The following is a 24,901-nucleotide window of genomic DNA, read 5'->3' on the forward strand; positions in this document are numbered from 1 at the left end:
CTTTTTGCAAAAAGCTTCAAAGAACGTCGCCTTTCTGAAAAAAGGCGACACCCAGAAACTTTTGTCATTTCCAATCAGCAGCCTGTTTTATCAGACAGCCTCTAAAGCGCGGGTGGTTCGATGGGCCAGTCGGCGCGGGCAAGGGCTGTGGGCGCGAACATGGCGACCACGATGCAGAAGGGAACCAGCGCCGCCGCCGTCAGCCATGCCCATGACGGGACATGATCGGGCCCGAGGAAAATTTCCGCGGCAAGCTGCACGCCCATTGTCGCACTGACCGTGGAAAGCATCTGCGTAAGGCCGGGCCGCGCGGTCCGGGCCGCAAAGACCGTAAGGCTTGGCACATAGGATGCCCCCATGATCGCGCAGATGACCGCAAGTGTCGCCGCCGGCGCGCGCGCGGGTGGCAATGCACCCCGTCCGATCGCGATGCCGCAGGCAAGGACCGATGCGATCACCGCCGTCTGTAGCGCCTGCAGGAAATGCGTGCGGTACAGGCGACGCGCGAATACGTTGCGATGACCGAACGGACCCAGCGTAAACAGGAAGGGCCAGTTCCGGCGGGCGACGAGCCATTGCGACAGGCTCATCGCGCTGAGCATGCAGATGAATTGCGGAACCGGCTCAAGACCTGCCAGGGCATCGTGCCATTGCGGCCAGCGTTGGTGTGTTGCCGCTTCGATGGCTGTGGCGACGATCATGAAGCCGATGCTCATGGACGTGGTGAGCAGTACCAATGTCACGGGGCCTGTCATGTTGAAGGCCTGTGGCACCGGCATGTGCCTCAGCCACGGCGGCTGCCAGAACACCACGCGCAGCACGCGGCCCAGCATGGGCGAAAGGAGGTGGGCGCGTGACGGTTCTGCTTTCGCGTCTGTATCAGGCAGGCGCGTCTGATTGGTCGCGGGGGCCGGGAAAGGCGCGTAGTGCAGTTCAATCAATGTCAGGATCACGCCGGCGATGATCAGGCCAAGTGCCACGAACCATGGGGCGGACAGAATCCTGTCCTGCATCTTTGGAAACAGGAACAGCAGGAAAACAAGCAGTGTCAGCGCCGAACGCAGCCAGCGAATGCGTGGGCGAAGTGTCTTTGGCATCCCCAGATTGCTGCCCACCGCCATCGGCAGGGAAATCGTCTCAAGCGCAAGCGTGTTGAGGATCGGCGCCTTTACGATCATCATGGGCAACGCAAGAGCCACCGCCCCACCGCCCAGCATGATCAGTATCGCCCCGTATTCACCCTTCAGCATGCGGGGATAAAAGGCCGACAGGGGGGAACGCACCTGCCGCCAGTATTGCAGCGCGAACGCGACAAACAGCATCTGCTGCGCCAGCCACCACCATTGGCCAAGGGCAGGCGACTGGGTGAAATAACCGTCATGCCACAGGACGTCATGCCTGTGCTGGACGATCTCGTACCCCATTACGCCAAGATAGAACAGGGCAGCGGTCAGCGCCCCGTTTTCGCGGAACAGCACGGGAGAGGCATAAAGCCTCAGCGCATGGAGGATATCCTTCATCATCGCGACAGCGCGAGGAACAGGTGTTCAAGTTCGGGCATCGCCACGGCAATTCCGGCATCTGCTGCCGCCATGTCCAGCCCTTCGCGCCAGCCGCGTACCCATACGGGACCGTCCTTTTCCTCGGCCAGGATCTCAAGGCCCCATTTAGGGGACGGTGTCGCGGAAATGGAGCGGATCGAATTCATGATATCGGGTTCCGCCATGTCAAGGCGGACCTGACCGTGGCGCATGATGACCACCCGGTCCGAGATGTTTTCCAGATCGGAAATGATGTGCGAGGAGATCAGGACACTTGCCCCCTGTCGCCGTGCATATTGCGGCAGCAGGCGCATGAAATCGTGACGCGCCTGCGGGTCGAGGCTTGCCACCGGTTCGTCAAGCACGATCAGGTCCGGCATGAAGCGCAGCGCCAGCACGATGGCAAGGCGCTGCCGCTCCCCGCCCGACAGCGACCTGACGCGCGCGGCGGGGTCGAGTGCCGCCCATTCTTCCCATATCGGGTCCTGCGGATCGCCCGGCCGTTCGCGATACAGGGCAAGGTAATCCATCAGTTCGCGCACGCGGAACCATGTGAACCCGGTCAGGGCCTGCGGCACGAAACCGATCCGCGCGCGGGTCTGCGGCGCAAGTTCCTCCACCGCTTCCCCCCACAGCCGGATCGACCCGGCATCCGGCGTCAACAGCCCCAGCAGACAGCCGATCAGCGTCGTCTTGCCGGCGCCATTGGGCCCCAGCAGGGCCGTGATCTCGCCCGGATGAACCGTCAGGTCGATCCCGTCGAGGACACGACGATTGCCATATGTTTTTACGAGACCCTCGATCCGCAATGGATCGTCCGCCAGAGCCTGCACGCTGTATCTCCACCTCGGTTTCCTTATCATTGTGATATGGAAACGAGGCGTCAAGGTTGCACGGACGATGGTAAAAAAAGAGGGCGGACGAGATCGAAGGAGCCGTCTTCTGCCTGTCGCATGGGGCGCAGGCCGACATGTTCTGATATAAGGCGGGGGTAATGGAGGATGGGCCGCCGATGCGGCATCATGAATAGACCACCGGATAATCGAGGCGATGCAACAGACAAACAGTTCCGAACTGAAACTTCTGCCCGGACGTAACCTCAGCGCGGAACCGGACGATCTGGTCAGCACGATCGTCCGGTTCTGCTGCGATCATATCCATTCGGAACATGCGGTCCTTGTCATCCGTGGGGACGCGGGGACGGGCAAGAGCATCGTCATCAACAGCGCATTCGAAAAGATACAGGAGGCATCACGTTTATCTGGCAGCAACGATGTCCTGCATGGCACGCATAATGTGTTCCTGGTCAATCATCCCGAGATGATAAAACTGTACAGGAACATATCGGAATCCCTTCCGACATTGCGCAAGAAGGATTACGAACGTCCCACGACTTTCGTCAATTCCATGGACCGGCAGCATAAAAGGGCGGACATCGTCTTCATCGACGAAGCCCACCTGCTGCTGAGCCGCAGGGACAGTTACAACAGGTTCAATCACGACAATCACCTGCAGGAAATCATCAGGCTGAGCCGGATCGCGATCATCGTGTTTGATTCACGGCAGGTTCTGAAATTCAAGAGCTATTGGGATGACCGGCGCCTTGAACACCTGCTGCGTGATATCCCGCATGAGGTTTTTACCCTGACGACGCAGTTCAGGGTCCGGGCCAACCCCGATGTCATGAAATGGATCAGCGGTTTCTGCAGCAGGCGGATCCTGCCACTTCCGGCCCAGCAGGAATTTGATTTCCGTATCTATGATGATGCGCTGGAAATGTATCACGACATCTGTGCGATGAATGCCCGGTTCGGGCTGTGCCGCATGCTTTCGACCTATGATTACCCGTACGTCCTGAACGGGCAGGATCATTTTATCGAGGAGGGACGCTTCAGGCTGCGCTGGGATCGTGCCCGCCCGGAACAGCGCCTGCCCTGGGCGGAGCGGGAGGACACGATTGACGAAGTGGGATCCGTCTATACGGTGCAGGGGTTCGACCTGAATTATGCCGGCGTGATTCTCGGCCCCAGCGTCACCTACGATCCCCGGACGCAGCGGATCGTCATCAAGCCCGACCGGTATGAAGATGGCGCGGCCTTTGTCGGCCGGGATGCGCTGGACAATCCGGAGGCCGTGCAGGAACAGATCATCCTCAATTCCATCAATGTCCTTATGACACGGGGCACGATGGGATTATATATCTATGCCAGCAACGCAGATTTGCGAAAGAAACTGCACGACATGGCGTCCCGGCGGACCTGACTGCGGCCATTGCCACGGGATATGATATCCGTCCCACGGCGTGGCCCGACCCTCACGGCTGTCCTGCCATGCGGGGCGGGGCAGCCGTGAAAGGACGGTCGTTTTTCAGAAAGGTTTCGACGAAGCCCCGGACGGGTGATCCACGCTCATGTCAACCGCAGGCGTCAGGGTCCGTGCCTGCGGGGAGGGTGACGATACGGGCACTCCTCCCGAGGAGAGGCGGGCATTGCATGTGGAATCACCGCGCGTCGCCACCTGCACGATCGGGGCGGCCTGCCCCTGCTGGCTGCTGCTGATCGTCTGCGCGCACGGCGTTCCGTTCGCGCCCCACGTAATGGTCGTCACGGTCTGGTACATGGTCGCCTGCGGCATCCTGCCATGCGCGTCAACCGCGCGGACGGGTGCGGGCATGCGCCCTGCGGGGGCGGAGATGACCTGATTGACCAGACCCATCATCTGCCGCTGCTCGGCCTCCATCGCCGCGAATTCCTGATCCATCATCCGGTCGATCGCATCGAACATCGGCGGCGCGGCGGATTGGGCGGGCGTCAGCACGCCGACAGGATGCCCGGCCGCATCCACGACCGTAAGCGTCTGGGCCTGCGTTGGCTGGGTGTACAGGACGCCGCCAAGCAAGGCGGCGGGCAGGGCAGTCGCGATGTATTTCGCGGTGGAACTGAAGAAAGGCATTTTCCCGGTCCTTCGTCAGGAAAAATCAAGAAGAGTGTTGATACGACAGGAACTGTGAAAGGCGGTTGGGTTCCGGCCCGACATCCATGTATCCAGCCATGTTCCCGCTCTGATCCTTCCACTGTGGAAAATATAGGGCGCGCAGCCACCGCGTCAATGCTTCGCCAGTTGCGGCTGATGCACGAACACGCGGCAAGGGGGAGGCAACGATGCTTCGCGCATGTCAGGTGGAACCGGATCCGTGCCATGATCGCCCTTTCCCAAAGGTAGGGGGCATTCGGCATGGCGGCCTCATGCAGTCGGGTTGGCGGGGCCGTCTTGGGTCATTTTCTGCAAATATTGGGCCATGATGTCCCGGATGATGTTCCCGACCATATGCGTGGTCCGCGACAGCTGGCGGGTACGGTCCTGCACCACTGCCAGCGTCAGGCGGGGGACATCCGCGCCGGACAGGGGCATGAACGCCAGCTCGCCCCGCATGACTTCGGACATCACATCCAGATAGCTCAGGAAACTGATGCCGACGCCTTCTGCCACCAGCGACTTGATCATCTGCACATTGTTCGCGCGGGCCGCGACCGTGGGCACGACATGCTCCGCCGCCGCCAGTCGGGAAAAAACGGAAGACAGCGCCAGCGGCGGTTCGGGGACGATCATCGGATACGGCGCGCACTGTGCCAGGCTGAGTGCCCCGCCGCGCGCCAGAAGATGCCCGCGCGGACACACAAAGCCCAGCGGAAAGGCAACGCGGCTTCTGACAAGCAGGTCGCGCATCTCCTCCGGATCAAGCACGAGGGCGATGTCACCTTCGCCCGACAGCAGGGCCTGACGTATCCGTTTGTTTTCCAGAATGCTGATGTTCAGGACCACCCCCGGATGCCGCGCCTGCACCCTTGCGATCAGTTCCGGCAGCAGCACCCGTGAAAGTGCTTCGGGGGCCAGCAGGTCCACCTGTCCGCGCCTTATGCCTTTGACCTCGTCAATCTGGCGGGTCAGGTCGTCATAATCCGTCATCCAGCGCCGGGCGCAGCCATACAGCAGCTCGCCCGCGGCGGTCAGGCGCATCCCGGTGGGCAGGCGTTCGAACAGCGGTGTCTGGAGCTGATCTTCTGCCAGCAGGATGTGACGGTTGATGGCCGATCCCGCGATCCGCAGTTCATCGGCTGCCCTGCGGATGGATTTCTGGCGCGCCACCTCCATGAAATAGGTCAGGAAACGGGAAAAAGGATACATGCGTTCTCATTATGAGAATGAAGAATGATTAATTATGATATATCTGAGATGCGCACACATGTGAAATGATCTTCGTGAAAAAAACGGCCGGGAACGCTGTCGGCCATGTTCGCTGGAGAGACCATCATGACAACTGCCGCGTGTTCCCGTTCAACCGATACCGCTTCCCTGCCGCGCGACGTGACATTCGACGCGGATGACTGGAACATCCTGGCCCGCTGCTGGCATCCGGTCGCGCTGGTGCGCGATCTGGGGGACAAGCCGATGGGCGTGACGCTGCTGGATGCGCCGCTGGTGATTTACCGCTCGGGCGGGGACATCGTGATTGCCGATGATCTGTGTCCCCACCGGGGCGTGCCGCTCAGCATGGGGAAGGGCGACGGTCAGACGGTGGCATGCGCGTATCACGGCTTCCGTTTCGGGGCGAAGGGACGCTGCGTCAGGGTGCCCGCCCATCCTGATGCCGCCATTCCCGCGAAGCTCAACCTGCGTACCTATCCGGCGGTCGAACGCTACGGGCTGATATGGACCTGCCTTGTTCCGGGCGGGGATACGAAGATACCGCCGATGCCCCATTGGGATGATCCCGATTATCAGCAGATCAACTGCCCGTGGATCGACATTGCCGGGTTTGCGGGACGGCAGGTCGAAGGGTTCATCGACGTGGCGCATTTCGCCTTTGTCCATACCGACACGTTCGCCGATCCCGACAATCCGGTGGTTCCCCCCTATACGCCACGCATGACTCATGATGGGTTCGAAGCGGAATATCGCAGCAGCGTGGGCAATTACCCCATCGGCAAGTCCGATCGCGGGCGGCCGGGGTTCGAATGGCTGCGTCATTTCCGGGTGCATGTGCCATTCGTCGCGACGCTGGAAATCCATTTCCCCGACAATGGCCGGCTTGTCATCATGAACGCGGCCTCACCGGTGTCGGCGCGCAAGACCCGGATGTTCGCACCGATGTGCCGCAATTTCGACAAGGATCTGCCGCTGCAGGATGTCTATGACTTCAACCTGCGCGTGTTTGAGGAAGACCGTGCGCTGGTGGAGGCGCAGAAGCCTGAGAACCTGCCGCTCGACCCGACGCTGGAGGCCCATGTCATGGCTGACCGCAGTTCCATCGCATACCGCCGGGCATTGCGCACGATGGGGCTGAGCCAGTTTTTCACCTCCTGAAGGCCGGACGTCATGACCTCCTTTCTTTCCGCCGTGATCCATGATGTCGCGCGCGAAGGCACCGACTGTATCCGTCTGCGGCTCCTTGCCGCCGAAGGGCAGGGGCCCCTTCCTCCGTACGAGGCCGGGGCGCATATTGATGTCGTGACGCCTGCGGGCCCCGTGCGGCAGTATTCCCTGTGCGGCCAGCCCGATGCGCTTGGGACTTATGAACTCTGCATCAAGCGCGACGCGACTTCCCGCGGGGGATCTGAATCCCTGTTCACGCAGGCGAAAACGGGAATGGCGCTGGAAATATCCGCCCCCCGCAATGCCTTTCCCATGCCAGAGGCCAGCCGGTACATCCTGATTGCCGGTGGCATTGGCATCACGCCCCTGATGGCGATGATGGGGACGTTAAGGCACAGAGAGGCCGACTGGCGGCTTTATTACTATGTCCGTGAGCCTGCAAATGCGCCGTTCAGGCAGGATCTGGCGCAGGATATCGCGTCGGGGCGGGTGATGCTGGCCACAAGCCTTCGGAACGGGTATCCCGACGCGCTGGAGGTGCCATCGCCCGATGCTGTCGTCATGCTGTGCGGGCCCAACGGTTTCATGGATGCCGTTTCTTCCCACGCCGTATCGGCAGGATGGCGTCCCGATCAGGTGCGCAGGGAACATTTCCAGCCCGTAGAACAGCCCGCCGGGACGTCAGACCGGCCGTTTGAGGTGATCCTGTCCCGCACCGGCCGGACGGTCAGCATCCCTGCGGGACAGAGCATCGCCTATGCCCTGCTGGATGCGGGGATCGATGTTCCCCTGTCCTGTGAACAGGGGATGTGCGGCGCGTGTGTCGTCCCGCTGCTGCAGGGGAAGGGGGATCATCGCGACATGATCCTGACGCAGGACGAGCAGGAACGCAGCATCGCCCTGTGCTGTTCCAGGGCGCGTGGATCTTCCCTCGTGCTGGAACTCTGAAAGGCTGTCTGAAAACAGTCTATAGCAAAAATTGCCGGGGATGACCTGTTCAGGCGGCCTTTGAGACCGGGACGAAGGAAAATCGTCCCGGTCTGGTGCCTGCCGCTGCGGCCATCGCGTATGTCCGGCCGTATATTCAGGCGGCGGGGGCTTGGGCGAACACCGTGGTCAGATGGGCGCGATACCGTTCGATTGTCGCATCGACCGTGGGGGACTTGATGACATTGTTCGCCATGAAGGTCGGCAGGCGGGACATGCTCAGGAATTCGTGCGCCTTGTGAAAGGGGAAGAAGACCCCGTCGATGCCTTTCCCCTCGAAAAACTGTCCGGGGTCCGTAAATGCTTCCTCCGGCGCGTTCCACGTGGTGGAAATCATGTATTTCTTGCCCTGTGCCAGGCCGCCGGATCCGTATTTGCGTTCGGGATGGGCGCGGCTGCGTCCATCGTTGGCATACAGGCTGCCATGGCCGGCCGTCAGGACCTCATCAAGGTATTTCTTCACGATCCACGGCACATCCATCCACCAGCCGGGAAACTGGTAGATGACGGCATCGGCCCACAGGTAGTTTTTGACCTCCGTCCCCACGTCGTAACCGGCGTCGATCGTTGTCCGGCGCAGTTCAAATCCCGCATGGGACAGGTGTTCCGTGGCGATGTCATGCAATGTCGTGTTCAGGCGGCCATGCGAATGGCCGAACGCTTTCGCGCCATTCAGTAGAAGAAGTTTTTTCATCCTGTCCTGCTGTTGCGTGTTCAGGGGCTTCGGAAATCCCTGATACCATATCACATGCCCGATGATGAGGGCGTCATGCCACGGTCGCCGCGCTGCGCCGTGCGCTGTGTGGCGTTGCGTCGGCGCAGGGTCCACATGACCACGCCAGAAAGCGAAAAGAACACCAGCCCCATGCCGGTTACCAGCACGGCGCCTTTCCACGCCAGCGCCACCGGCGCGGGAGATGCCAGCCTGGCCTCATGCAGCGTATGCAGCCACTGGAAGCTCCGCTCGCCCGTGCGCTGCTGTCCGGGATCGCGGCTGATGCGCAGGACATCCGTTTGCGGATCGTACTGCACCGTCGCCGGATGATTGGCGCCATAGGCGGGCAGCACCACGTCGAATGACTGCTGCTCTGGATGCTCCCCCATCTGCACCAACAGCAGGCGTGCCTCGGGCATGCGGGCCTTCAGCGCGGCCAGTGCCGTATCCAGCCCCTGTTCGCCCGGTTCCTGTTCATCCCGGGCGCCCTCCATGTGGTGGCCATGATGGCCCGTGGGCGCGGGGCGGTGAATCCCGAACAGCGGACGGGCAAAGGGAAACGCCAGAACGGAACCGCTGAGCGCAAGGAACAGCAGCATGGATGAAAGCCAGAAACCGATGGTGACATGCGCCTCCCGCCATAGGCGCAGCCCACGCGCGCGAGGCGAAATCAGGATGGCCCTGCGCCATTTCCCGGCTTTCCACAACGCGACGCCCGGGCGCCACCAGAGGATCAGCCCGGTGATCGCCATGCCGCTGAGAAGAAGGCCCATCATCCCCGTGGCGCTTTGTCCATAAGGCAGGAGGAACAGGTCGGCATGGAGATTGTGCAGGAAACGCAGCCACGAGGGGATCACATATGTCCCGATGACCGCCGGATGAACCGGATTGACAAAGACTTCGGACGTGGGATGGCGTTCCCCCGGTGGCCCATAGGTGACAAGCGCGCTGTCACCCGGATGGGTGGCGGGATTGTAGCGCAGCGGGATCATGGCCGGGGGCGCGCTGGCGCGTGATGCCGCGATGATCGCCTCCGCCCCGGCCTGCGGGCCGGTATCGCTGATATGCGGCGGTCCCGGCAGCAGGAGGGGAATGATGATGAGCAGCGTCCCGGTCAGGCCCTGCAGGGCAAGGGGAAGCATGAGGAAAAGCCCGACCCAGCGATGGATTTTACGAAGCACCCTGCGACTACCTCTTGGCCTGATCCTGATATGTGCGGCGACGCTAGCAGGCATTGGCATGTGCGCCAACCATCGGGACCGCAGGATTCAGGTATAGAAAAGTATCAGCCCACGCCGTTTCCTGCCTGTCGGGGCATGAAAGGGATCGCGATCAGGAAAAAAGGTTCCGCTGGTCATGGCGGATATTACGACCGGCAGGCTGGTTCGCGCATGACGGCCGGGTGCAATTGAAGAAGGAAATTTCAGGGGCGCAAACGAAAAGCCCGGCCTTGGGACCGGGCTTTTCGCGATATTGCATCTGTCATGCAAGGAAGATGAGGGCTGTCGACAGCGCGAACGCCGCCGCCAGTATTGCCGGGCCGATAACGTCCCAGCGGTTGAGATTCCCCCTGCGGAACATGTCCGCCCGCATGGGGCGATGCGAATACTTCAACATTTGAACCTCCCGAACATGAAGGAGAACGGGCATGCGAAAGCGGGGCATTCATGCGCCGGGGCATGACGACCTGTTCAGATCAGGGTCAGCGCGATCCACAGGGCCAGTGTCAGGACGATGATGCCTATTCCCAACAGGTCCATGGTGTTGCGATCGGATCGGTTTCCCGGCTTGCCCGGTGAATGGTAACGAGTTCCCATTGTCATGGTGACCTCCCAGCCGGAAAAACATCTCTCCGACTGCTGCCGATATGGGGCGGCGCGGCCGCTGGAAAAGGGGGGACAGCCGCTTCGTCAGGCTGGAAATCCGATCACGAATCCGGGACTGGAGACAGGGCGTTTACGTTGCACTGCAGCACTGCCCGTCCATCGGTTTCGTCCCGCTGGCGGCTGGTGTCCGCACCCCTCCCTCATGTCCGGGCGGGCACGGCAAAACAGGCCATGGCATGGTCATGCAGGGTCTGGCAGGCGGCGGATGCGTCGGGGGCGGCAAAGCCGGTCAGGCGCGCGCGATAGAGTACGCCCGTCCCGGTTGAAACGGGCATGACCATGTCCGACAGCCGCGCGCGCGTCATTCCGATCATCTGGCGCGTCAGGCGCAGCGCCTGCTGGGCCTCGGTATCGGTGGAAAACGCCCCGACCTGCACGGCCCATTCCCCGCCGGGCGTGGGGGTATAGCTTACGGCCTGAACCATGCCTGTCCCGGCCATGGCACTGCCGGTGTCAGGCATGGCCCGATCCGGCATGGCGGCGCTGTCGGCCATGACCGTGCCGTCCGGGGCGGACGGCGTGCGTTGCGGCGCGCCATCGCCATTTCCGTCATGGGGTGAATCCTGATCCATCAGGCACGGCGCAGCAGGGTCATAGGCGGCATCCGCGTTGCGCAGGCAGCCATCGGCCGTACGCGACAGCGACGCCGGGACGCTGCCTTGAATCGCACGCGCCTGAATCGCGCCGGCCTGAGCCGCGTCGGCGTCGCCGGGCGGAACATAGGCGGCATTCACATCCACCCCATCGGCGCGGGCAAGCATCGTTGCCCCAGCGGGCGCCATGATCGTGGCGGAGGGGGAGACGCCAGCCCCCAGATTGGGCGTGATGGCGGCGACGTACTGCACGGTTTCATCCGGCAGGGGATTGCCATTGCGGCGCCATTCATCCAGCCGGTCCGGCCCCGCGTTATAGGCGGCCAGGAAATCAGGCGCACCGAAACGGTCATACATCTGCCGGATATAGGCCGTGCCGGCCATGATGTTGTCATGGGGGTCATAAGGATCGCCGCCCAGCCCGTACTGGGCCTGCATGTCGGAATAGGTCTGCGGCATCAGCTGCATCAGCCCCATTGCCCCGGCCTCCGACGTTGTCAGCTGTCCTTCCAGATATTGCCTGCCGCCGGATTCCTGCTGCATCACGGCGCGGATCCATGAATCCGGCACGGAAAAGCGGATCGCGGCCTCCTGGATATATGGCCCCCACGGATCGTCGGCACTGCCCGGCGCGCGATAGATGCGCTGCCCCGCGGACAGGGGGCCGGGGCCGGGCGTGGAAGACGGCGATGTCGCGGCGCAGCCCGCCAGCCCCAGCGTGAGGATGACTGCCATTCCCGCCCTGTAACCGATCATCGCGCCATGCTTCATCATCCTGTCCGGGGCGGCCAATCCCGCGCCACGGATGCCGGACGGACATGACCGGCTTTCATCCCATCAATAACACAAGCGGGGCGAAATTATGATCTTTTGTGACCACGCCATCCGTCAGCAACAGGCCATCGATGGCCCCGCGGTATCAATAGCCCCGTTCCGGCCTGTACAGCAGTTCCGGCATCCCGCCCCGTTCGATATCCGCAATGACCCCTGCCAGATAGGAAACCTGCCCGTCGCGTGAGGCTTCGGAGGCCGCGTGGGGGGTGATCGTGATGGCCGGATGGGTCCACAGCGGTGAATCGGGGGGCAGGGGTTCATGCCGGAAGACGTCAAGGATCGCCCCCGACAGGCGTCCTTCATCAAGGGCTTCTATCAGATCGTCCTCACACAGCTGGTCGCCACGCCCCACATTGATCAGCCCGGCGCCCGGGGGCAGATGGGACAGCAGTTCCCGGTTGATCAGGTCCCTGGTCCGTGGCGTACTGGGCAGGAGGGAGACGAGGATGTCCACCCGCGAAAGGAAATCCGCGATCCTGTCGCCGCCCGCGAATACCTCGATCCCCGGCAGGTTCTTGGGGGTGCGCGACCATCCGCGCACGTCAAAGCCAAATGCCGACAGCCGATGGGCGACCCGCGTGCCCAGATGCCCCATTCCCATGATCCCGACCGTCGTGTCCCGCGCGGTCCGGGTCGTCAGGTGGCGATGGAAAATCCGCCGTTCCTGCTGCAGCGCCCATGTCCGCGTTTCGCGCATCAGGGAAAGGCAGGCCCACGTGACATATTCCTCCATAAGGGTGGCGGTTTCCTCCCCCCCCATCCGGACCAGCGGAATGTCATGCGGCCAGTCGGGATCCTGCAGCAGGTGGTCAATGCCCGCGCCTGCGCATAAAATGGCCTTCAGCGCGGGAAAACGGGCCGCCGTACCCTGACCCGGTTCCCATACCAGAAGATAGTCGACACAGGAGGGGGACAGGTCCGGGTCCTCGTGCCAGACGACGCGCAGGTCGGGCATGACCCGGGAAAATGCCGCCTTCCATTGCGCGAAGTCCTCATGCGGGCCGACCGCCAGCGTCACCATATTGCCATCACCATATCGCCTGGTTCCTTATTCGAACGGGTCATGAAAAGCCTGTGACGCAAGCCGCCGCTGGGTTGCGCATTCCTCCGCCATGAAATCCAGAAGCGCCCTGACCGCCGGCACCAGTCCCCGACGGGAGGGAAAGACGGCATGGACGATGCCCGCCTGCGGCTTCCACCCCGGTAGCACCTGGACCAGACGCCCTGCCTCGATATCGTGCCAGACCATCATGGTCGGCAGCTGCGCGATGCCCACCCCCGCCAGCGCGGCCTCCCGCAGGACGGCGAAGTTGTCGGTTATCAGGCGCGGTTCATGAAACACCGTTGCCGTCTGGCCTTTCGTATCCGTCAGCAGCCATGAACGGGCCCCGGGACGCGTATTGAAATCGAGGCTGGGCAATCCGTTCAGGTCAGCCGGGGACAGCAGCGGACGGGGCACCAGTCCCGGCGTCGCGATCAGGCACTGCGTGCTGGTATCCAGCACCCGCATGACAAGGTCCGATGGTTCCAGCGGGGGGAAACGGACACGGATGGCGAGGTCGAACCCTTCCTTGAGGATATCGACACGCCGGTTCGTGCTTTCGAGCTGGAGCGTCACGGCGGGATAGCGGACCATGAAACGCGCAAGGATCGCGCCGAACTGGAAATTGAGCAGCGTGATGGGGCAGCTCATGCGCAGGACGCCACACGGTTCCGCCTGAAGCTGTGCGACGGACTGTTCCGCGGCCTCGGCCTCCGCAAGCATGGCGACACAGTGTTCGTAAAACCGCTGGCCCGGTTCGGTGACACAGAAATGTCGCGAGGAACGCTGTATGAGGCGCGCGTTCAGGTGTTCCTCCAGAATCCGGATCCTGCGGCTGAGGCGCGATTTCTGGATGCCGCAGGCCCGCGCCGCAGCGGAAAAGCCGCCGTGCCTTACGACCTGCACGAAATAAAGGAAATCGTTGAGATCCTGCATCGTCCTTTTGATAGAACGCAACGTCTGATCTGGCAATCTTTCTGGAACGATGTGGACAGGCCATGTTGAACATCGAAGGCGGCGGGACCGGGCGGTTCCGCCAGATGGAGGGAAAAAGCCATGCAGAAGAAGATTCTTGGCCGTTATGGAAATGACCGTGGCCATTGGGTGGGGGACGGTTTCCCGGTCCGCTCCCTTTTTTCCTACACTGGATTCGGGGAACATCTCAGCCCCTTCCTGCTTCTTGACTATGCCGGCCCGCATCGGTTCCAGCCGACCGGGGGCCGCCGGGGGGTAGGGGAACACCCGCATCGCGGTTTCGAGACGGTGACGATCGTTTATGACGGGGAGGTCGAGCATCGGGATTCGTCGGGCGGGGGCGGGATTATCGGCCCGGGCGACGTGCAGTGGATGACGGCCGGGCGCGGCATCCAGCACGAGGAATTTCATTCCCCTGCATATGCAAGGACCGGCGGCGATTTCCGGATGGTCCAGCTGTGGGTCAACCTTCCCGCCAGGGACAAGGACACGCCACCGGCTTACCAGACCATCACGGCCGCGAACATTCCATCGGTCGCGTTGCCCAATGATGCCGGAACCCTGCGGGTGATCGCGGGGGACATGGGGGACGTGCACGGTCCTGCGAGGACATTTTCGCCCCTCAATGTCTGGGACGGAAAGCTGCGGGAGGGGGCGCAGGCATCCCTGACCCTGCCACGGGGGCATAATGCCGCCATCGTGTGTCTGGAAGGACGCCTGATCGTGGACGGGCAGCAGGAACTCGGCAGCGCGCAGTTCGTGCTTTTCGATCGGGAAGGAGAGGACGTGACCCTTCAGGCCGTGGCGGCGACCAGCTTTCTGGTCCTGACCGGCGAGCCGCTGAACGAGCCGGTAGTCGGGTACGGTCCCTTTGTCATGAACACGCAGGAACAGATCCGCCAGGCCATCGAGGATCTGCGCGGTGGACGTTTCGGTAACATCCGGGGGCGGCAGACTGCTTGAACAATGACAGTTTCCGGGTGCCGCCTTTTTTCAAAAAAGGCGGCGTTCCCCGAAGCTTTTTGAAAAACTTTCATCAGGGACATCTTACGGCTTCCGGCCTTTCAAAGGCCATCTCCCTGTCTTTCCGAAAATGATGTTCATGAAAAAAAATTATCAGGTAAGGATATAATTGAAATGACAACTCCGTCTCCCCTGCATTTCGTCACGCTGCTGGGAAGCCTGCGCAAGGCTTCCTTCAATGCCGCGGTCGCACGCGCGCTGCCGGAACTTGCGCCGGTGGGGGTGTCGATTTCCCCGCTCGGCTCCATTGCCGATTTCCCCCATTACAGTCAGGACGTGCAGGATGCGGGATTTCCAGCAGCGGTGCTGGCGATGGCTGAGGCCATACGGAACGCTGATGGTGTCATCATCGTCACGCCGGAATATAACTATTCCGTGCCCGGTGTGCTGAAAAACGCCATCGACTGGCTGTCGCGCGTCACGCCGCAGCCTCTGGCCGCCAAGCCCGTCGCGATCCAGACGGCCTCTCCCGGCATGATCGGAGGGGCGCGTGCGCAGTATCATCTGCGTCAGAGTCTGGTTTTCCTCAATGCCTTCGTCCTGAACCGGCCGGAAGCGATGATCGGGCAGGTCGCGGGCAAGGTGGATGCGGATACGCTGCGGCTGACCGATGGCGTGACGCGCGAATTCCTTGCCAGTCAGCTGGCTGCATTCAGCCAGTTTGCCCGGAAACTCAGGCCCTGATCGCCTGACGCTGCCTGCCATGATTGGCGGTTCTCCTGCTTTGTGGAGGACCGCCTTTGTGCGTCCAGGGACAAGATGCAGCCGTTTTCATCGGGGACGTGGCGCCGGCCCACGCCATGATCGTGGCGAACGTTTAAAAAGCCGTGCCAGTCAGCCGTGCCAGTCACCAGATATATGGCAACGGTCTTCAGCATGGGCCGTGGGGGAGGGAAAACGGCTGCACATGGACATGAAAATCATGATGCCGGACTGGACACGCCCCATGCAGCGGCCCCACAAAGTTATGAAAGGCAGGCTGGGGCCGAGCATCCTAGGATAACCCCGAAACCTGACAGGAACCGGAGTTCGTCCCCTCATGCTTCTCAACACGATAGAACTTGGCCCCGAAAATGGCGATCGGTCGCAGCCACCCGTCGTCTTCCTTCATGGCCTGTTCGGTCGCGCACGCAATTTCGGTTTTTTCCAGCGACGGATCGCCGCGACGCGCCGCACGCTTGCCCTCGATTTGCGCAATCATGGAAACAGTCCGCATGGCATGATGGACTATCCCACCCTTGCTGGTGACGTGCGCGAAACACTGGCGGCGCATGATGCCCTTCCTGCCACCATCATCGGGCATTCGATGGGCGGAAAGGTGGCGATGATGCTTGCCCTGACATTTCCGGTAGATGTGCATTCCCTTCTGATCGCGGATATCGCGCCGGGGAAGGGCGGGTTTTCGCAATCGCAGAGCCTTGCGGGGAAAATGGCCGACCTGCGGTTTCCCGACTTTCTGGATCGGGCGGCGGCCGACGCCCTGCTGGGACGGATCATCTCCGAAAAACCTGTCCGTGACCTGATGATGATGAACATCGACATGGGGGAACATCCCCACTGGAATATCGGGATTCAGGAGATTGCGGCCTCCATGCCCGCGATTGTCGGATGGCCGGAGATGGGGGATGGCGTCCATTATGATGGTCCCACCCTGTTTGTTGCGGGCGGGCGTTCGCATTACATCACGCCGGACAACTACCCCGCCATGCGGCGGCTTTTCCCGAATTACCGGCTGGAAACCATTCCCGATGCCGGTCACTGGGTCCATGCGCAGGCCCCGGCAGCTTTTCTGGAACTGCTGGTGAACTTCCTGTCCGAGGGGTAAGGGGGAATTCGCGGCTGACGGCGGGGTCCGGCAGGGTGGAACATGCAAATCATCCCACGACTGACGACATGCCCTGCCGGGATACGCATCCCGACCGGTTTTGCCCCGGACGAAACAGGGCCGGACAGGGGAAGTGAGGCTCCTTCATTGCAGCTAGCGTTCTGATTCGCGGCAGGATGATGAAAATGTAACGGATCTGAAGCTACGCGCAGGGCACCATTCCATGACAAAACATGCATAAAGATACATTCTTTAGGGATGTTTTGTCATCTGATGTATTCGATGGGCTAACGACTGTTGCGTCTTCCCGGGGGAATTTTCATACTTCTACAGTCCTGATATTTCATAAGTGAAATCAAGAAGATAAATAGAGCGGATGCTGTAGATCCGCCTTGCGGCAATAAGTAACAATAAGATACAATGTCAAAACATTTCTTTGGATAAGCCGAAGCTATACTATTATTCCTGTTGGATTCGACGTGTATTATTCAAAGAAATCCATACTTTTTTGGAACATAAAGTAACAATGCAGGATACATGACTCGATTTTCTTGGACGTCATGATACACAGTTCGGCGTGCCTGAAATACGCCACGCCGAACGTGCCGCCCGCCCGGGAGAAAGTCATTCATGAACGTTGATAATCCGCCCTCCGACTGTTCAGGAAGTTTTCTGCGTCCGGTTTCCGGTCCTTCTTTATCCCAGACCCTTTTCAATTCCGCGACCCGGACGATGGGATTTCCCATCGCATCGGATTTCCATGAATGGGCGGCCGACTGCGGCCTTCACATTCCCCATGGACGCAAACGCCAGGCCCGCATGGCCATGATCGCGCAGCGGGGGCTGCTTTTCATCCATGTGCCCAAGAATGCGGGAACGTCCATCGCCATGGCCCTTTACGGGCGCACGATGCTTCATGAAACGATGAATTTCTTCATAAAAACCGCGCCGGAAAATGTCCGCAACCTGCCCAGCATCGCCATTCTTCGCGATCCCGTGTCGCGATTCATCTCGTCCTATGGGTATGCGCGCGCCGGTGGGACGGCCCACAGGCAGGTTGTTGATACGTTCCGCGATCGCTACATGGCGTTCCGGTCCGTGGATGATGCGCTGGATCATGTTGAAAATGCCCGCTCCGTTTACAAGATGGACCATATCTTCCGGCCGCAGTCGTGGTATGTCTGCGGACGTCAGGGCGACGTGCTGGTACGGAATCTCATCCCCATGCAGGCCGTCTCCCAGCTGCCGCGCCTGTTTCCGCAGTTCCGCGAGATGCGTATCCAGCGTCTGAATGAAAGCCGCTGCAGTGACATCGCGCTGACAGCACGTCAGAAAAAGCGCATAGAAACCCTGTATGAGCAGGACTTTGTCCTGTATGAAGAAAGCCTCAGGAAGTATCTTCCGGGATCGAAGTGAAAATCAGGAAACTTCCCTGATATTTCTGACAATATTGCGAACAGGAATGTTCATTTCTGTCAGTAACGATATCGACAAAATTCCCATTTGCGACGGGAGATTTCCGTGGAAGTCCCCCACGAAACCTGTTGTCATGATAAAGAAGTTTTTGGTGAAGCTTTTTTCAAAAAGCTTCGATAAACGCAGCCCTCCTGAAAAGACAGCGCCAAAAGACCTTTCTTTTTAAGCGGTCTCCAGAAATCCCTGATGGATACTCCTGTAATACAGGAACGGGGCAATGCGCTGTCAGCATGTCGCCTCCATACGTTCATCCCGGTCGATGTTTCCCTGATAATTATCCTGTCGTGACCGGGCGCTTTTAATTGAGGTCCGACAACGATTGGGATGCCGGGATTTGGTGTCGGTAACACGCTGCGGGTCTTTTCCTGTCCGATCGGCCAGAAAATCGCCCGCGTTGTTTCGTGCGTGACGGATCCGGATGGGGCCCGCAATCGTGCCCGCGCCATGCTGGTCCGCAATACGCATTGCCCGCTTAAACTCCTGTTTTTTTCAATACCTGTCTCAGGAATGAGACAGGTGGCCTTTCATGAAACAAACCTGTGTGAAGCCACCATGATGCAGCATGGTGTTTTGCCATGTCTCCATGCTGAACAGGGCTCACTGGCCGTCGGGACAGGGAAACATCATCCCTGACGTACCGCGCGGCCCATGAAAACTACAGAGAGAAACATGGCATGCGGGAAACAAATGGAAGGTTGTTATCAATAATAACCTCGGTCTTGCTGGCTCTGGTCGGGCTTTTCCTGTTCTTCGGGGGCGCCCAGCTGCTTTTCCTTGGCGGTTCGTGGTTCTATGTCGTTGCGGGCGGCATCATGCTGGCGGCGGCGGTCAGTGGCCTGCGGAAGCCGAAACTGGCGGTCGGCCTTTATGCCGCCCTTCTTCTGGTGGCAACGGTATGGTCCCTGGCCGAAGTCGGCTTCGACATATGGGGGCTGGAGGTCCGGCTGCTCACCCTGCTCGGCATTGGCGCGTGGCTGCTGTTGCCGTCGGTCTGGCGCAGCAGCGGCAGCTGGCTGTCTGACAAGCTGCCGGTGCTTGGCGGCGTTGGTGCGGCCGCCCTCGTGCTGCTGATCAGCTGCTTCATGTCCTATTCCATCGACGGGACGGTTCCGGCGGAGCGCATGATGGCGCAGGGACAGCCCGACCCTGCCGCCGATGGCATCCCCGATGGCGACTGGCAGGCCTATGGCCGCACGGTCGGTGGGGATCGGTATTCGCCGCTGGCACAGATCACGCCGGCCAATGTCACGAAGCTCAGGCGCGCATGGACAACCCGCACCGGCGATGTGGAGCAGGAAGGCGAAGGCACGGTCGCGGGGCCTGATCAGGGGCATGAATTCAACCTTGAGGTCACGCCGATCAAGGTGGACAACACGCTTTACATGTGCACCCCCCACAGCTGGGTCATCGCGCTGGATGCCGCGACGGGGAAGGTGAAGTGGAAGTTCGATCCCCATCCGGCTGCGGCCGACCTTGCGAAAAACGTCTATCTCGCCTGTCGTGGCGTGTCCTATTACCGTATTCCCGACGAAATCCAGACAAGCTGCCGCACGCGCATCTATTCCCCGGTGGCGGACGTGCGCATGGTCGCGCTGGATGCCGAAACCGGCAAACCGTGCGATGATTTTGGCGATCATGGCTTCATTTCCCTGCGGGAATATCTGGGCCATGTGCCGCATGGTTTCCATTTCATCACCTCGCCACCACTGGTGGCCAAGAACCGGCTGATTACGGGGGGATGGATATTCGACAACCAGGCCAATTTCGAACCTTCGGGCGCCATTCGTGGCTTTGACGCGACCACCGGCGAACTTGCCTGGGCGTGGGATGCCGGACACCGGCCGGAAACGTGGAAACCCGGCCCCGATGACGTGCTGACGCGCGATACCCCGAATGCGTGGGGCGTCTATACCGCCGACCTGAACCTCGGGCTGGTCTATATCCCGACCGGAAACGCGCCGCCCGACAACTGGGGCGGGTCGCGCCGTCCGTTCGATGATGCCACGTCATCCGCGACGATTGCGCTGGATATCGTGACGGGCGAACGTCGCTGGACCTATCAGACGGTGCATCACGACCTGTGGGACATGGATATCCCGTCCGGCCCGTCCATGGTGGACCTGCCCGGCGCGAACGGGGAGACGATACCGGCACTGGTCCAGAGTACGAAGCGCGGGGAATTCTTCGTTCTTGACCGTCGCACGGGCGAAACGGTGCCGGGTTATCCCGTGGCCGAACGCCGTGTCCCGACCGCGGGTGCCGCGCCGGATGACCATGTCTCCCCCACGCAGCCCTTCCCGGTGGCGATGCCCAGCCTGACGCCGCCCGACCTGAAGGAAAACGACATGTGGGGCGCGACGCTGCTGGATCAGATGATCTGCCGCATCCAGTATCGCCAGTCAGCCTATGAAGGGCAGTTCACGCCCCCGCATGTGGGTCAGTCCACCATTGTCTATCCCGCGTTCTATGGTGTCGTTGACTGGCAGGGCATCACGATCGACCCGCAGCGCAAGATCATGCTTGCCAATGCAAGCTACCTGCCGTTCCGCATCCGGCTGGACCGGCGTCAGAAGCTGGAAGGTGCCGGGATCCTTCCGAAATGGAACGGGCAGGGGGACGAACCCGCGGCCAAGGGGGATGCCCTTGCGGTTTCGCCTGATTATGGCACGCCGTATATCGCGTTTACCTCCCCGTGGCTGAATCCGCTGCAGATCCCCTGCAAGGGGCCGGTGTGGGGCACGCTGACCGCGATCGACCTCGTCACCAAAAAGATCGTCTGGCAGCATCCCGTCGGCACCACGCGCGACACGGGTCCCTTCCGCACGCACAACAATCTGCCGCTGCCTACCGGCATGTATAATATCGGCGGAAATATCGTGACCCGGGGCGGCGTCGTGTTCATGGGCGCGACGGCGGATGACTACCTCCGTGCTTTTGACCTCGCCACCGGAAAGGTCCTGTGGGACGACCGGCTGCCCGCGGGCGGTCAGGCCACGCCCATGTCCTATGAAATCGGTGGCAGGCAGTATGTCGTGATTGCCGCCGGTGGTCATGGCGGACTGGGCACCAGAAGCGGCGATTACATCATCGCCTATACGCTGGACGGCCAGCAGGGCGCCAGCACGCCCCAATAAACAATAGAAACCCGCGCGGGTATCCGGCCCCGGTCGGATACCCGTGTCTTTCTTCACGGAAACATCCCCCATGCATCCGATACAAAGGTCTGCGTGGCCGCGCGCCATGCTTCATCTCGCGGTCATGTCCGTCATGACGGCATGCGCGATACAGGCCCGCGCGGCGGACGTGACGCTGGGGATCATCGGACCGCATGAATATGACCTGCCGGTTGATTTCAAGCCGTTCAACGTCCTTGTGCAGTACGGCGATGGAAACGCGGCCGGCAGTTCCTACAACAGCCTTGGCCAGCGTCATGCCAGTGGCGGCAGCCATACATGGTCAGGCATGACGAAATACGTGCATTTCCGCAGCTTTGACGCCATCCCGCATGTGGGCTTTGCCTTCGAACTGATCCAGACCGAAAGCTATTCCCTCGCCAACGGCACGGATTTTGGCGGGCTTGGTCCCACCATCGTCGGCCCGGCGGCATGGTTCAAGCCGAACAGGCACAGCACGTTCGGCATCCAGACCTTCATGCAGACCCCCCTTGGCACGCGCGATGCGACCAGCCCGAATTACTGGTCAAACATTTCCAGCTTCATCTTCGACTATGAATGGAAGCATTTCAGTTTCGATGGCGATGCCGGAACCGTGGCGGGAGGGGACAGACACCAGAAGGGGCAGCACCGCTATTCCCCCGGCGTCGTCTTCTACACCAACCTGCGTTTCAGCTGGAAAGCCTCCCGCCTTGTCGAGCCGTTCTTCGCCCTTGACTGGCAGAATGTAAAAGGCACCTATGACCGTACGGCAGGGCAGTATCTGGATGATTCGAACAGTCGCGAAGTAACGCTTGGCCTTGGCGTCATGTTCAACATCTCCCGCCACCTGTCCTTTACCAGCCGCTATTCCCATTCCGTCGATGGCCGCAATGTTCCGGAAAGTAATGCCTATTACGTGAAATTCGTGTATCTGTGGTAAAACGGATGGTGGTCACGGCTGCGGGCATGGTATCTCGGCAATTTGATACTGGTTCCCTCGCGAGATATGCGACAAGAAGAGCGGCATGGATACAACGCAATACCGGATGTCACATGATCGGTTCCACCCCTGAAAAGATACCCACCGGTCGCACACCCATGATGTTTGCGACCTGACATGTGGACGGCAGATACAGATGATACCGACCTGTGACAGACATGCGGAGCCTGTCCCGCCAGTTCCGGCCCTGCGGCCCGCCAGTACGACGGAAGTCACCAAATCATGGCAGCGCTGTGTTGCGTCCTATGGCCTGGACCCGTCGCAGGGGTGGAAGGCGGATGTCCTGTCCGGGGCGGAATTCCGACATGTCAGCGGGTGTTCGGCTGAGCTTCTGAAGGTTGCCATGCCCGAAATGCGCCGCCTGTTCAGCCTTGTGCAGGGGCTGGGCCTAATGGTGCTGCTGGCGGATCGCGATGCCATCATACTGGCCCGTAACATTGACGAGGCGCATCAGCCGGTATGCCGCAGGCTGGAACTGCGCGAAGGCGCGATCTGGAGCGAACATGTCGCGGGCACGAACGGGATCGGCACATCGGTTCAGGATTGCTGCCCCATAGTGCTGGGGGAGGGGGAACACTGGCGCTTCTGTTTCTCGCTTCTGGCAAGTTATGCCGTGCCTGTTTTCGATGCGCAGGGACAGGTCGCCGGCGCCATCAATCTCGCGGCCTTCAGCGGGAACTCCACGCGTCCGGTGGCCCCTCTTGTGCTGGATGCGCTGATGCAGTCTGGCCGCCGTATCGAGGAGCAGCTTTTCCGTGCCTGTTACGCGGGCGGCCGCGTGCTGACGCTGGGCACGGCCGAGGGATGTTCCGCGCCGCTGGTCAGCGTCAATGACGAAGGGGAAATCATTGGCGCCACCCACGCCGCGCGTTCATTGACGGGGTGGACGGACGACATGATCCAGATGCGTCCCAACCTGCTGAACAAGCTTGAATCCGGGGACGAGATCAGCTTCCACAAGGCGGAGGAGAACGTGATCCGCTCTGCCCTTGCCCTGTCACATGGCAACGCCAGCGCAACCGCGCGCAGCCTCGGGATCAGCCGCGCGACCCTTTATCGCAAGATGAAGGGTCTGGGGATCCGTTGAAAGACTTTTTAAAAACCACCTGTCGATAAACATAATGAAGGTTCCTGAACACGGTTTTTTTCAGGGGCTTTCCGGTCAAGGCTGCGCTTGAAATTTCCTTGTAATATGCACGATGTTTCATGGCGGCTGTTTAAAACGGCCGTCAGGTGTCGTACGTCACTGTGTCACTGCGGCGGAACAGGGGGATTGCCCCTGCCTTGTCCATGTTTCGTGAAGTGACGTATATCCTTTTCCGTGTGGTGCCTGAACTTACGATGTCACGCTCAGGCCCGGGGGGAGATGAAGACGATGGCATGGGTTCCTGACGCGCACCGTTATGAACAGGCCGGTTTCCGGCGCTGTGGACGTTCGGGGCTGGTCCTGCCGCCCATTTCCCTTGGCCTGTGGCATAATTTCGGTGGCGTCGATGTCTTTGAAACCGGACGCGCGGTCATCCGGCGTGCCTTTGATCGCGGGGTCACGCATTTCGACCTGGCGAACAATTACGGTCCCCCCTATGGATCCGCGGAGGAAAATTTCGGCCGGATCCTGAAAGAGGACTTCGCGGGCCATCGCGATGAAATGGTCATTTCCTCCAAGGCCGGCTGGGACATGTGGCCCGGTCCCTATGGCGCGGGCGGATCGCGCAAGCACCTGCTGACGTCATTGGAACAGAGCCTTCGTCGCATGGGGCTGGACCATGTGGATATTTTCTATTCCCACCGTCCGACCCCTGATGTCCCGCTGGAGGAGACGATGGGCGCGCTGGTGCAGATGGTCCGTCAGGGCAAGGCGCTGTATGTCGGCATCTCCTCCTACGGTCCCGAACGCACCCGGCAGGCGGCTGAAATCCTGAAGGGGGAGGGCGTTCCCCTGCTGATACACCAGCCCTCCTACTCCATGCTGAACCGCTGGATCGAGGTCTCGCTGCTTGATACGCTGGCGGAACTGGGCGTGGGCTGCATCGCATTTTCCCCGCTGGCGCAGGGGCTGCTGACGGCCAAGTATCTTGATGGCGTGCCTGCCGGGTCCCGTGCCGCGATGGATGAATCCTTCAGCCGCACCATGCTGAGCGAGGAAAACCTCGCCCATGTGCGTGCCCTCAACGACATTGCCGCCAGACGCGGGCAGAGCCTTGCACAGATAGCCATTGCCTGGGTCCTGCGCGATCCGCGGGTGACATCTGCCCTGATCGGCGCGCGTAATGTCGCGCAGCTTGACGACTCGCTCAATGCCCTGAAAAACCCGTCGTTCAGCCCTGAAGAGCTGGACCTGATCGATCGGTATGCGCGTGAGGGGAAGATCGACCTGTGGCGGGACGTCAGTTCTCTCTGACGTCAGCTCCTTCTGACGCCGGTTGACGCAGCCCCCTTTCGTTGCGATTTCATCCCTCCCGACGCATGGTCCAGG

At 60.9% G+C, this 24,901-nt stretch carries 23 protein-coding genes; 12 read left to right on the forward strand and 11 right to left on the reverse strand.

Translation table 11 applies throughout. From position 1 onward, the window contains the following. Positions 1–101: 101 nt before the first annotated feature. Both NJLHNGOC_RS05005 and NJLHNGOC_RS05010 read right to left on the reverse strand, forming a co-directional pair. Positions 102–1,523, reverse strand: coding sequence for a hypothetical protein (locus NJLHNGOC_RS05005; protein ID WP_113595393.1), 1,422 nt, complete (start codon positions 1,521–1,523; stop codon positions 102–104). Next, a complete protein-coding gene (locus tag NJLHNGOC_RS05010; protein WP_239021347.1) occupies positions 1,520–2,374 on the reverse strand; it encodes an ABC transporter ATP-binding protein in 855 nt (284 codons plus the stop codon). Before NJLHNGOC_RS05010 ends, NJLHNGOC_RS05005 begins: the two co-directional genes overlap by 4 nt. 217 nt (positions 2,375–2,591) lie before the next feature. Here NJLHNGOC_RS05010 and NJLHNGOC_RS05015 point away from each other — a divergent pair, with 217 nt between their 5' ends. Then, complete coding sequence (locus NJLHNGOC_RS05015; protein WP_113595394.1) at positions 2,592–3,803, forward strand: DUF2075 domain-containing protein; 1,212 nt, start codon at positions 2,592–2,594, stop codon at positions 3,801–3,803. Between the two features lie 105 nt (positions 3,804–3,908). Here the strand turns inward: NJLHNGOC_RS05015 and NJLHNGOC_RS05020 are convergent, their stop codons facing one another. Continuing rightward, positions 3,909–4,493, reverse strand: a complete 585-nt coding sequence (locus tag NJLHNGOC_RS05020; RefSeq protein WP_113595395.1) for a hypothetical protein — start codon at positions 4,491–4,493, stop codon at positions 3,909–3,911. Between the two features lie 291 nt (positions 4,494–4,784). After that, the gene (locus NJLHNGOC_RS05025; protein WP_113595396.1) at positions 4,785–5,726 is read right to left on the reverse strand and encodes a LysR family transcriptional regulator; all 942 of its coding nucleotides are present in this window, start codon (positions 5,724–5,726) and stop codon (positions 4,785–4,787) included. A 126-nt stretch (positions 5,727–5,852) separates the two neighbouring features. Here NJLHNGOC_RS05025 and NJLHNGOC_RS05030 point away from each other — a divergent pair, with 126 nt between their 5' ends. After that, positions 5,853–6,905 carry an aromatic ring-hydroxylating dioxygenase subunit alpha gene (locus NJLHNGOC_RS05030; RefSeq protein ID WP_113595468.1) on the forward strand — a complete coding sequence of 351 codons (1,053 nt, stop codon included), beginning with the start codon at positions 5,853–5,855 and terminating at the stop codon, positions 6,903–6,905. 12 nt (positions 6,906–6,917) lie between these two features. Beyond that, on the forward strand, positions 6,918–7,862 hold the full coding sequence (locus tag NJLHNGOC_RS05035; protein ID WP_113595397.1) for a PDR/VanB family oxidoreductase: 945 nt from the start codon (positions 6,918–6,920) through the stop codon (positions 7,860–7,862). A 136-nt stretch (positions 7,863–7,998) separates the two neighbouring features. Here the strand turns inward: NJLHNGOC_RS05035 and NJLHNGOC_RS05040 are convergent, their stop codons facing one another. The 7 genes from NJLHNGOC_RS05040 to NJLHNGOC_RS05060 all read right to left on the reverse strand — a co-directional run bounded on the left by NJLHNGOC_RS05040 (position 7,999) and on the right by NJLHNGOC_RS05060 (position 13,907). Then, positions 7,999–8,595 carry an NAD(P)H-dependent oxidoreductase gene (locus NJLHNGOC_RS05040; RefSeq protein WP_113595469.1) on the reverse strand — a complete coding sequence of 199 codons (597 nt, stop codon included), beginning with the start codon at positions 8,593–8,595 and terminating at the stop codon, positions 7,999–8,001. A gap of 50 nt (positions 8,596–8,645) precedes the next feature. Continuing rightward, positions 8,646–9,797, reverse strand: a complete 1,152-nt coding sequence (locus tag NJLHNGOC_RS05045; RefSeq protein WP_239021348.1) for a PepSY-associated TM helix domain-containing protein — start codon at positions 9,795–9,797, stop codon at positions 8,646–8,648. Positions 9,798–10,098: 301 nt separating this feature from the next. Beyond that, positions 10,099–10,233, reverse strand: a complete 135-nt coding sequence (locus NJLHNGOC_RS16585; protein ID WP_275399378.1) for a hypothetical protein — start codon at positions 10,231–10,233, stop codon at positions 10,099–10,101. Between the two features lie 74 nt (positions 10,234–10,307). Continuing rightward, positions 10,308–10,439 carry a hypothetical protein gene (locus NJLHNGOC_RS16590; RefSeq protein WP_275399379.1) on the reverse strand — a complete coding sequence of 44 codons (132 nt, stop codon included), beginning with the start codon at positions 10,437–10,439 and terminating at the stop codon, positions 10,308–10,310. A 203-nt stretch (positions 10,440–10,642) separates the two neighbouring features. Next, positions 10,643–11,869, reverse strand: coding sequence for a lytic transglycosylase domain-containing protein (locus tag NJLHNGOC_RS05050; protein WP_239021349.1), 1,227 nt, complete (start codon positions 11,867–11,869; stop codon positions 10,643–10,645). A gap of 145 nt (positions 11,870–12,014) precedes the next feature. Then, on the reverse strand, positions 12,015–12,950 hold the full coding sequence (locus NJLHNGOC_RS05055; RefSeq protein ID WP_113595399.1) for a 2-hydroxyacid dehydrogenase: 936 nt from the start codon (positions 12,948–12,950) through the stop codon (positions 12,015–12,017). Between the two features lie 27 nt (positions 12,951–12,977). Beyond that, complete coding sequence (locus NJLHNGOC_RS05060) at positions 12,978–13,907, reverse strand: LysR substrate-binding domain-containing protein (protein ID WP_113595400.1); 930 nt, start codon at positions 13,905–13,907, stop codon at positions 12,978–12,980. A 120-nt stretch (positions 13,908–14,027) separates the two neighbouring features. On the opposite strand from NJLHNGOC_RS05060, the gene NJLHNGOC_RS05065 reads away from it, so the two are divergent. The 9 genes from NJLHNGOC_RS05065 to mgrA all read left to right on the forward strand — a co-directional run bounded on the left by NJLHNGOC_RS05065 (position 14,028) and on the right by mgrA (position 24,826). Continuing rightward, positions 14,028–14,909, forward strand: coding sequence for a pirin family protein (locus NJLHNGOC_RS05065; RefSeq protein ID WP_113595401.1), 882 nt, complete (start codon positions 14,028–14,030; stop codon positions 14,907–14,909). Between the two features lie 174 nt (positions 14,910–15,083). Then, positions 15,084–15,653, forward strand: a complete 570-nt coding sequence (locus NJLHNGOC_RS05070; RefSeq protein WP_113595402.1) for an NADPH-dependent FMN reductase — start codon at positions 15,084–15,086, stop codon at positions 15,651–15,653. Positions 15,654–16,008: 355 nt separating this feature from the next. Then, on the forward strand, positions 16,009–16,794 hold the full coding sequence (locus tag NJLHNGOC_RS05075; RefSeq protein ID WP_113595403.1) for an alpha/beta fold hydrolase: 786 nt from the start codon (positions 16,009–16,011) through the stop codon (positions 16,792–16,794). Between the two features lie 732 nt (positions 16,795–17,526). After that, positions 17,527–18,210: a sulfotransferase family 2 domain-containing protein gene (locus tag NJLHNGOC_RS05080; protein WP_113595471.1), complete on the forward strand. Its 684-nt coding sequence runs from the start codon at positions 17,527–17,529 to the stop codon at positions 18,208–18,210. 384 nt (positions 18,211–18,594) lie between these two features. Then, positions 18,595–18,903, forward strand: coding sequence for a LolA-like protein (locus tag NJLHNGOC_RS15600; protein WP_133258666.1), 309 nt, complete (start codon positions 18,595–18,597; stop codon positions 18,901–18,903). Positions 18,904–18,944: 41 nt separating this feature from the next. Beyond that, positions 18,945–21,404 carry a membrane-bound PQQ-dependent dehydrogenase, glucose/quinate/shikimate family gene (locus NJLHNGOC_RS05090; protein WP_113595405.1) on the forward strand — a complete coding sequence of 820 codons (2,460 nt, stop codon included), beginning with the start codon at positions 18,945–18,947 and terminating at the stop codon, positions 21,402–21,404. Positions 21,405–21,510: 106 nt separating this feature from the next. Next, positions 21,511–22,365, forward strand: a complete 855-nt coding sequence (locus NJLHNGOC_RS05095) for a transporter (protein ID WP_239021350.1) — start codon at positions 21,511–21,513, stop codon at positions 22,363–22,365. Between the two features lie 196 nt (positions 22,366–22,561). Continuing rightward, positions 22,562–23,512, forward strand: a complete 951-nt coding sequence (locus NJLHNGOC_RS05100) for a helix-turn-helix domain-containing protein (protein ID WP_113595407.1) — start codon at positions 22,562–22,564, stop codon at positions 23,510–23,512. 288 nt (positions 23,513–23,800) lie between these two features. Further along, the gene (mgrA, locus tag NJLHNGOC_RS05105) at positions 23,801–24,826 is read left to right on the forward strand and encodes an L-glyceraldehyde 3-phosphate reductase (RefSeq protein ID WP_113595472.1); all 1,026 of its coding nucleotides are present in this window, start codon (positions 23,801–23,803) and stop codon (positions 24,824–24,826) included. Positions 24,827–24,901 lie beyond the last annotated feature (75 nt).

Origin of the sequence: Novacetimonas cocois, assembly GCF_003311635.1 — a bacterium.
In the GTDB taxonomy this organism is placed as follows: Bacteria; Pseudomonadota; Alphaproteobacteria; order Acetobacterales; family Acetobacteraceae; genus Novacetimonas; species Novacetimonas cocois.

What these genes read in the sequence shown, in the direction of transcription:
- NJLHNGOC_RS05050 (WP_239021349.1), bottom strand. Translation starts at nt 11,869, where the DNA reads ATGATGAAGCATGGCGCGATGATCGGTTACAGGGCGGGAATGGCAGTC.
- NJLHNGOC_RS05095 (WP_239021350.1), top strand. Translation starts at nt 21,511, where the DNA reads ATGCTTCATCTCGCGGTCATGTCCGTCATGACGGCATGCGCGATACAG.
- NJLHNGOC_RS05015 (WP_113595394.1), top strand. Translation starts at nt 2,592, where the DNA reads ATGCAACAGACAAACAGTTCCGAACTGAAACTTCTGCCCGGACGTAAC.
- NJLHNGOC_RS05055 (WP_113595399.1), bottom strand. Translation starts at nt 12,950, where the DNA reads ATGGTGACGCTGGCGGTCGGCCCGCATGAGGACTTCGCGCAATGGAAG.
- NJLHNGOC_RS15600 (WP_133258666.1), top strand. Translation starts at nt 18,595, where the DNA reads ATGCCGGGATTTGGTGTCGGTAACACGCTGCGGGTCTTTTCCTGTCCG.
- NJLHNGOC_RS05070 (WP_113595402.1), top strand. Translation starts at nt 15,084, where the DNA reads ATGACAACTCCGTCTCCCCTGCATTTCGTCACGCTGCTGGGAAGCCTG.
- NJLHNGOC_RS05080 (WP_113595471.1), top strand. Translation starts at nt 17,527, where the DNA reads ATGGGATTTCCCATCGCATCGGATTTCCATGAATGGGCGGCCGACTGC.
- NJLHNGOC_RS05100 (WP_113595407.1), top strand. Translation starts at nt 22,562, where the DNA reads ATGATACCGACCTGTGACAGACATGCGGAGCCTGTCCCGCCAGTTCCG.
- NJLHNGOC_RS05075 (WP_113595403.1), top strand. Translation starts at nt 16,009, where the DNA reads ATGCTTCTCAACACGATAGAACTTGGCCCCGAAAATGGCGATCGGTCG.
- NJLHNGOC_RS05090 (WP_113595405.1), top strand. Translation starts at nt 18,945, where the DNA reads ATGCGGGAAACAAATGGAAGGTTGTTATCAATAATAACCTCGGTCTTG.
- NJLHNGOC_RS05005 (WP_113595393.1), bottom strand. Translation starts at nt 1,523, where the DNA reads ATGATGAAGGATATCCTCCATGCGCTGAGGCTTTATGCCTCTCCCGTG.
- NJLHNGOC_RS05020 (WP_113595395.1), bottom strand. Translation starts at nt 4,493, where the DNA reads ATGCCTTTCTTCAGTTCCACCGCGAAATACATCGCGACTGCCCTGCCC.
- NJLHNGOC_RS16585 (WP_275399378.1), bottom strand. Translation starts at nt 10,233, where the DNA reads ATGTTGAAGTATTCGCATCGCCCCATGCGGGCGGACATGTTCCGCAGG.
- NJLHNGOC_RS16590 (WP_275399379.1), bottom strand. Translation starts at nt 10,439, where the DNA reads ATGACAATGGGAACTCGTTACCATTCACCGGGCAAGCCGGGAAACCGA.
- NJLHNGOC_RS05030 (WP_113595468.1), top strand. Translation starts at nt 5,853, where the DNA reads ATGACAACTGCCGCGTGTTCCCGTTCAACCGATACCGCTTCCCTGCCG.
- NJLHNGOC_RS05025 (WP_113595396.1), bottom strand. Translation starts at nt 5,726, where the DNA reads ATGTATCCTTTTTCCCGTTTCCTGACCTATTTCATGGAGGTGGCGCGC.
- mgrA (WP_113595472.1), top strand. Translation starts at nt 23,801, where the DNA reads ATGGCATGGGTTCCTGACGCGCACCGTTATGAACAGGCCGGTTTCCGG.
- NJLHNGOC_RS05065 (WP_113595401.1), top strand. Translation starts at nt 14,028, where the DNA reads ATGCAGAAGAAGATTCTTGGCCGTTATGGAAATGACCGTGGCCATTGG.
- NJLHNGOC_RS05060 (WP_113595400.1), bottom strand. Translation starts at nt 13,907, where the DNA reads ATGCAGGATCTCAACGATTTCCTTTATTTCGTGCAGGTCGTAAGGCAC.
- NJLHNGOC_RS05040 (WP_113595469.1), bottom strand. Translation starts at nt 8,595, where the DNA reads ATGAAAAAACTTCTTCTACTGAATGGCGCGAAAGCGTTCGGCCATTCG.
- NJLHNGOC_RS05035 (WP_113595397.1), top strand. Translation starts at nt 6,918, where the DNA reads ATGACCTCCTTTCTTTCCGCCGTGATCCATGATGTCGCGCGCGAAGGC.